The organism is Holdemania filiformis DSM 12042, assembly GCF_000157995.1.
Lineage (GTDB): Bacteria > Bacillota_I > Bacilli_A > Erysipelotrichales > Erysipelotrichaceae > Holdemania > Holdemania filiformis.
In genome coordinates this window covers 160,628-166,631 of sequence record NZ_GG657558.1, presented here as the reverse complement: position 1 = coordinate 166,631, position 6,004 = coordinate 160,628, and the positions used below count along the sequence as shown (strand labels likewise).

Annotated in this window: 6 protein-coding genes; all 6 read left to right on the top strand. The window is 54.0% G+C overall.

Annotated features, from left to right (window positions below):
* A partial coding sequence (locus HOLDEFILI_RS11455; protein ID WP_006059866.1) for a [Fe-Fe] hydrogenase large subunit C-terminal domain-containing protein occupies positions 1 to 872 on the top strand: 872 nt, incomplete at its 5' end.
* Between the two features lie 18 nt (positions 873 to 890).
* Positions 891 to 1,139 carry a (2Fe-2S) ferredoxin domain-containing protein gene (locus HOLDEFILI_RS11450; RefSeq protein ID WP_006059865.1) on the top strand — a complete coding sequence of 83 codons (249 nt, stop codon included), beginning with the start codon at positions 891 to 893 and terminating at the stop codon, positions 1,137 to 1,139.
* Entirely contained in the window at positions 1,136 to 2,827 is a 1,692-nt protein-coding gene (locus HOLDEFILI_RS11445; RefSeq protein ID WP_006059864.1) for a [Fe-Fe] hydrogenase large subunit C-terminal domain-containing protein, read from the top strand. Before HOLDEFILI_RS11450 ends, HOLDEFILI_RS11445 begins: the two co-directional genes overlap by 4 nt.
* Positions 2,820 to 4,007, top strand: coding sequence for a SpoIIE family protein phosphatase (locus HOLDEFILI_RS11440; protein ID WP_039864882.1), 1,188 nt, complete (start codon positions 2,820 to 2,822; stop codon positions 4,005 to 4,007). Before HOLDEFILI_RS11445 ends, HOLDEFILI_RS11440 begins: the two co-directional genes overlap by 8 nt.
* 18 nt (positions 4,008 to 4,025) lie before the next feature.
* The gene (locus tag HOLDEFILI_RS11435) at positions 4,026 to 4,550 is read left to right on the top strand and encodes an NUDIX hydrolase (RefSeq protein WP_006059862.1); all 525 of its coding nucleotides are present in this window, start codon (positions 4,026 to 4,028) and stop codon (positions 4,548 to 4,550) included.
* 557 nt (positions 4,551 to 5,107) lie between these two features.
* Positions 5,108 to 5,920, top strand: a complete 813-nt coding sequence (locus tag HOLDEFILI_RS11430) for a papain-like cysteine protease family protein (RefSeq protein WP_006059859.1) — start codon at positions 5,108 to 5,110, stop codon at positions 5,918 to 5,920.
* Positions 5,921 to 6,004 lie beyond the last annotated feature (84 nt).

Below are 6,004 nucleotides of genomic sequence, written 5' to 3'. Positions count from 1 at the left end.
CGATTGAGGATATGTCGTGGGTTGTGCCGGTTGTCAGTCTGTTAAAAATGGGAACGCCGATGTACGCGATCGTCGCCCCGGCGATTCAGGGACAGTTTGACAGCGCCACCCTGCCGCAGATCAAGAAAAGCATCGAGCTGCTGGGGTTTGAAAAAGTTTACGAAGTCGCGCTGGGGGCGGACGCCGTCGCGTGGGAAGAACAGGCGGAGCTGGCGGAAAAGATGGAAGCCGGCGTGCCGATGACCACCTCCTGCTGCCCGGCCTTTGTCAACCTGGCGAAGATGCACTTCCCGCAGATTTATGAAAATAATATGTCGACCGTCGTATCGCCGATGATGGCGCTGGCCCGCAAGCTGAAAAAAGACCATCCGGATCACGGCGTGATCTTTATCGGTCCGTGCCTGGCGAAAAAGCAGGAAGCGATGGAATCCTTCACGGCTGTCGATTATGTCCTGACGTTTGAGGAAGTCGCAGCGATGATGATCGCTAAGCACATCAATCCGGCGGAAGTCGAAGCGAAAGAGGAAGACTATCCGTCGATCTTCGGCCGCAACTTCGCCCAGGGCGGCGGCGTCGGCAAGGCGGTCGCGCAGGTCGCAAAGGAAAAAGCGATGGCCGCGCCGGTGGGCGTCTACGCCGACGGCTGCATGGAATGCAAGAAGCAGCTGACGTTGATGAAGTTCGGCAAGTTTACCGGCAACATTCTGGAAGGCATGGCCTGCCCGGGAGGCTGCATCGCCGGACCGGCGGTCATCGAACCGCCGATGGTCGCGAAAGGCCGGATGGCGAAAGAAAATATCGGCAATCAGAAAACGATTGAGGAATCGGTGGAAAGCTTTGATTTTACCGGCGTGCCGATGCATCGAAAATAAGCGAAAAGGAGAAGCGACATGGTCACTGTTGAAGTTTGTATTGGAAGCGCCTGTTACGTTAAGGGCAGCAACGAAGTCGTCACGATTCTGCAGGAATTGATCAAAGAAAAAGGCTGGGAAGACCAGGTGAATGTCAAAGGGGCTTTCTGTATGCAGGTCTGCACTCAGGGCCTGGGTTTGCGCGTGAATGGCAAGCAGCTGCTGGGCGTCGGTCTGCATAATGTCAGAGAAGTGCTCGAGCAGGAAATTACGGCGGCTTTGGCATGAGCTACATCCAGCTGTCCGAGGCGAACTGCCGCAACTGCCTGCGCTGCGTGCGCGTCTGTCCCACCAAGGCGATGACATATCAGAATCATCAGCCTACGATTCTTGAAGACGAGTGTATCCTGTGCGGTAAGTGCTACGCGATCTGTCCGCACAGCGCGAAAAAGGTTCACAGCGATGGCGATCAGGTCCGCGCATGGATCGCCCAGGGTCAGCCGCTGGCGTTAAGCATCGCCCCCTCGTTCGCTTCGGTCTGGCCGGATTATCCGCGGCTGAAGCGGCAGCTGAAAGCAATCGGGTTTCAGGTGGTCGAAGAAACCGCGGTCGGCGCGCGGTTGGTTTCCCAGGCGTATATGAAGCTGATTGAGGAACATCAGATGAAAAACATCCTGTCGACGTGCTGTCCGGCCGTCGTCACCTATGTGGAGAAAAACTTTCCAGAACTGATCGATCAGCTCGCACCGGTCGTGTCGCCGATGATCGCGCATGGCTATGATTTAAAAGAACGCTATCCAGGCGTGAAGACGGTGTTTCTGACGCCGTGTATTGCGAAGCAGAAGGAAGCCGCCGATCCACGCTTTGCGGGCGCGGTCGACGCCGTGCTGACGATGCCGGATCTTTCCGCCTGGCTGAAAGAAGCGCCGGTGGATGAGCCTGAGGAACAAGCGGAGGAAATCCGGTGGGAAACGATGAAGACCAGCACGGTGCGGATGTATCCGACTCCCGGCGGTGTGATCCGGACCTTAAGCAGCTCGGACGAGGTGTATGAGCGGGTCAGTGCGGAGGGCATGGACCGCGTCAAGGACGCGCTGAAGTCAATTGCCCAGGGCCACATGGAAGGCTATTTCTTCGAGCTGTCGGCTTGCGAACAGTCCTGCCTGGGCGGCCCGTTGTTATGCCATGTCGATCACAGCGAATGGAGAGCCCGCAGCGCGATCCGGCGCAACATGGATCCGCAGGATCAGGTGCGTCAAGCTGAGCTGCCCGCGAATCTGCGCGCAGCGTGGCAGGCCGATCCGGTTGAACGCACATCGCACACCGAAGAAGAAATTAAGGACATGTTATTTTTGATGGGCAAGACGTCGAAGGAAAAGGAGCTGGACTGCGGCGCCTGCGGTTATGAAAGCTGCCGCGCCAAAGCGATCGCGGTGCTGGAAGGCAAAGCGGATCCGAAGCTCTGCCTGCCTTACGCGCTCGAGCACGCACAGTCGATTTCCAACCTGATCATCGAAAATACACCGAACGGAATTCTTGTTTTGGACGAGCATAACTGCGTGCGCGAGATCAATCCGGCGGCGCTGAACATGATGAACCTGCAGGAAATTGATCCGATCGGCATGCCGGTCGAGTCGATCCTGCCGGATCAGGGTCTGCATGAGCTGCTTCAGGATTTCGTCGGCGTCCAGTATTACCGCTGCGAATATCCGCAATATCATAAAATCTTAAACCATGCGATGATCTCGATTGAAGACCACCGCTATGTGATCTTGATCTTAATGGATCTGACGGTGGAGGAAACCAAGGAAAAGGTCATCCGCCAGATGCAGATGAAAACGGCGGAGGTCGCGCAGACCGTCATCGACGATCAGATGCGCGTCGTTCAGGAAATTGCCAGTCTGTTAGGCGAAACGACGGCGAAATCCAAAGTCGCCTTAACACGGCTGATGAAAGCGATGGATGAAGATGATTGAGGAAAAAATCCATGTTGAAACGTCGTTTTCCTCGCTGATCAAAAAGAATGAGGAACTGTGCGGCGATAAGGTGGCGATCCGCTACTGCGACCAGTTCTGCATCCTGGTGCTGGCCGACGGTCTGGGCAGCGGAGTCAAAGCGAACATTCTGTCCACGCTGACCAGCACGATCATCTGCGAGATGATGGCGGAAGGCGCGACGCTGCAGGAAGCGGTCGACACGATCACCGCAACGCTGCCGCAATGTCAGGAGCGCGGCATCGCATACTCCACATTTACCATTGTTCAGATTTATTACGACGGTACGGCGCATCTGATTGAATTCGATAATCCCGCCGCCGTGATTATGCGCAGGGGAAACTGTATCGAATTGCAGCGGACAACGCGCGTGATCGGGCAGCGGCGGATCCGCGAAAGCAGCTTCCAAGTAGAGCCGAACGATTTCATCGTCGTGTTCTCCGACGGAATCATCCATGCCGGGGTCGGGACGTTTTTGAACTTCGGCTGGGATCATGCCGATGTCGAAAAGCATTTGACGGAATATTGCCGTTCAACCGATCCGGCCCGCGAGGTCACGCGGATTTTATTGGCCTGTGTCAACGATCTGTATCAGGGCCAGCCGGGCGATGATTCGACGGTGGCGACGGCCAAGATCGTGCCGGCCACGGAGGCCCGCGTAATGGTCGGACCGCCGGAACATCCGGAGGACGACCGCAAGGTGGTCGGCCGCCTGTTAAGCGCGACCGGGAAGAAAATCTGCTGCGGAGGGACGACGTCCAATATCGTTTCCCGCATTACGGGCAAGGAAATCCAGATCGAAAACCTGTTGTCGCTTTCGTCGGATGTCCCGCCGATGGCCTATATTGAAGGGCTGGATTTAGTGACCGAAGGAGTGCTGACGCTGCAGAAAGCGAATGACTATCTGCACGAATGCGCGCAGTCGCCGCAGTTTTACGAACAGTTTCTGCTGACGAAGCAGGAAGACGGCGCGATCTTGCTGACAAAGATGTTTTTACAGGACTGCACGAAGATCGTGTTCATGGTCGGCCGTTCCGATAATCCGGCGCACCGCCAGTTAGCCTATTCGACGATCTCATTGCGGGCAAAAATCCGGATGATCGAACGGATGGCTGAGAATCTCAAGAAGCTGGGTAAGATCGTGCAGATCGAGCTGTACTGAACCGCGGGAACACCGGGAATGAAATTGATTCGTAAAAAGCGAAGAAGTGTCCTGAAAAATCCGTGGATTCAGATCTTTCAGGATGAAGCAGAATATCCTGATGGCCGGAAGCTGTCCTACACGGTCCTGCATTATCCGCACCCTTCAGCCGGGATGGTGGTGGAAAACGCGCGCGGTCAGATTCTTTTGATCCGCAGCTGGCGTTATCCGACCGGCAAAGAAGGCTGGGAAATCCCGGCCGGGTCAGCGGAATCTGGCGAAACGCCGTGCTCTGCGGCGATCCGCGAGGTTGTCGAAGAAACGGGGATCGAAACTCAAGCGACTGAACTCCTATGTCAGTTTTATCCGAGTAATGGGATGTCGGATCAGCTTGTTTATGTTTACGCGGGAACTGCGAAATCAGAGAACATCACGATTGATCCGGATGAAGTCGAAGAAGCGGCCTGGTTTGATCAGGAATCCGTGCTGCGGATGTTAAAGGCGGGGATGATTCCCTGCGGCATCTCCCAGCTGGGACTGCGAACCTGGTTCATGAAAAAATGATAGAAAAGCAGAAAGCTGCCGGAGTTTACGGCAGTTTTCATTTGGATTGGAAACCGCGGAAACCGTTCATTTTCAGCGGAAGATCGCGCAGATCGGCGATCAGAATGCCGGCGGAACAGAAAATTGCTTATTAGTTTAGTAATACTAAACTAACGATTTCACTTTATTAAATTTATGCTTGCGCTGACGAATTTTTTTGATATAATTTTTTCGTGATTGAAGCGAAGGAGGGATGGGAAAACAGACGATCACACCCGTTGATTTTGAATGATGAAGTCCACGTCATTGCCAGGAGGAAACAACTGGCCGCCTGACCTGATGTTCCACGAAGAACAGGCCTCGGACAGCCGGGTCAAACGCCGAAATTAAAACAGGGTTACCCTTGTTGATGCCAAAGCTTGAAGCTTTGAAAGAAGTTCTGTGACACGCAATCACCAAGCGGCTAAAAGCCATCGTCTTGTCTTTCTATCCTGAGCGCATGGAGCGTACCGGAAGAAAATTGAAGAAACGAAAAGAACTGTTTTTGTTTTTTATTTTGAAAGGGGAACAATCATTTTATGAAAAAATTATTGACTGTGCTTTGCGCACTGCTTTTCATTGCGGGCTGTTCGGCCGCGCCTTCGCCGTCGGTCTCCGCGGAAGATAGGCCAGCCCGATCTGGCGGGAACTTTACGGATCAGATGAAACTGGCTTACCGTGATGATTTGGATCCGGAAGCCGGAGCGGATTCAGTTGAACGTCAGGGCGATCATCCGGATTCGCCGTATTTCTCCACAGTTGATTTTTACAATGCGGAAAGCACGGCGTCGCTGACGATTCTGCCGCACTTCCAGACGATGCAGCAGACGTCGGAATGGTCCTGCGGGGTGGTGTCCGCGCTGCTGGTTTTAAATTATTACGATCAGCTGGGCGAACAAACGGAACGGACACTCGCTGAAATGCGAAGCAATGGTTTGACGCCGGAAGCGACGGACATGGAATCGATGATCACGATCTTTGAACAGACCGGCGGCTTTAAGCTGGAAAGCAGTCTGGATTATCCGGCCGATCAGTTGGCAGAAGCCTTCCCGCTGGAACGGTTTGAAACGTTGTTAAAGGCGGGAACGCCGGTGATGGTTGCCTGGAATGACTGGGGCGGACACTGGCAGGTCGTGATCGGCTATGATACCCTGGGCACGGAAACGACGCAGGACGACGTTTTGATCGTCGCCGATCCTTACGACACGACAGATCACAACCAGGACGGCTATACCGTTTACGGTGCTGAACGGTTTTACTACAACTGGACGATGTATGATTTCTTTGAAGGTCAGGGAATTGAGAATCAGCGGGATCTGATGTTTTTGATCGCCGTGCCGGATGCCGGCTAAATCCGCGGAAGTAATCGGTGTGATAAACAGCGCGTTTTTTAAGAATGACGCTGTTTTTTTCTTTCTATTAGGAAAGTGCAATGT

Excerpts from the sequence above, each read along its gene's own strand:
- HOLDEFILI_RS11450 (WP_006059865.1), top strand. The coding sequence starts at position 891 with ATGGTCACTGTTGAAGTTTGTATTGGAAGCGCCTGTTACGTTAAGGGC.
- HOLDEFILI_RS11445 (WP_006059864.1), top strand. The coding sequence starts at position 1,136 with ATGAGCTACATCCAGCTGTCCGAGGCGAACTGCCGCAACTGCCTGCGC.
- HOLDEFILI_RS11440 (WP_039864882.1), top strand. The coding sequence starts at position 2,820 with ATGATTGAGGAAAAAATCCATGTTGAAACGTCGTTTTCCTCGCTGATC.
- HOLDEFILI_RS11435 (WP_006059862.1), top strand. The coding sequence starts at position 4,026 with ATGAAATTGATTCGTAAAAAGCGAAGAAGTGTCCTGAAAAATCCGTGG.
- HOLDEFILI_RS11430 (WP_006059859.1), top strand. The coding sequence starts at position 5,108 with ATGAAAAAATTATTGACTGTGCTTTGCGCACTGCTTTTCATTGCGGGC.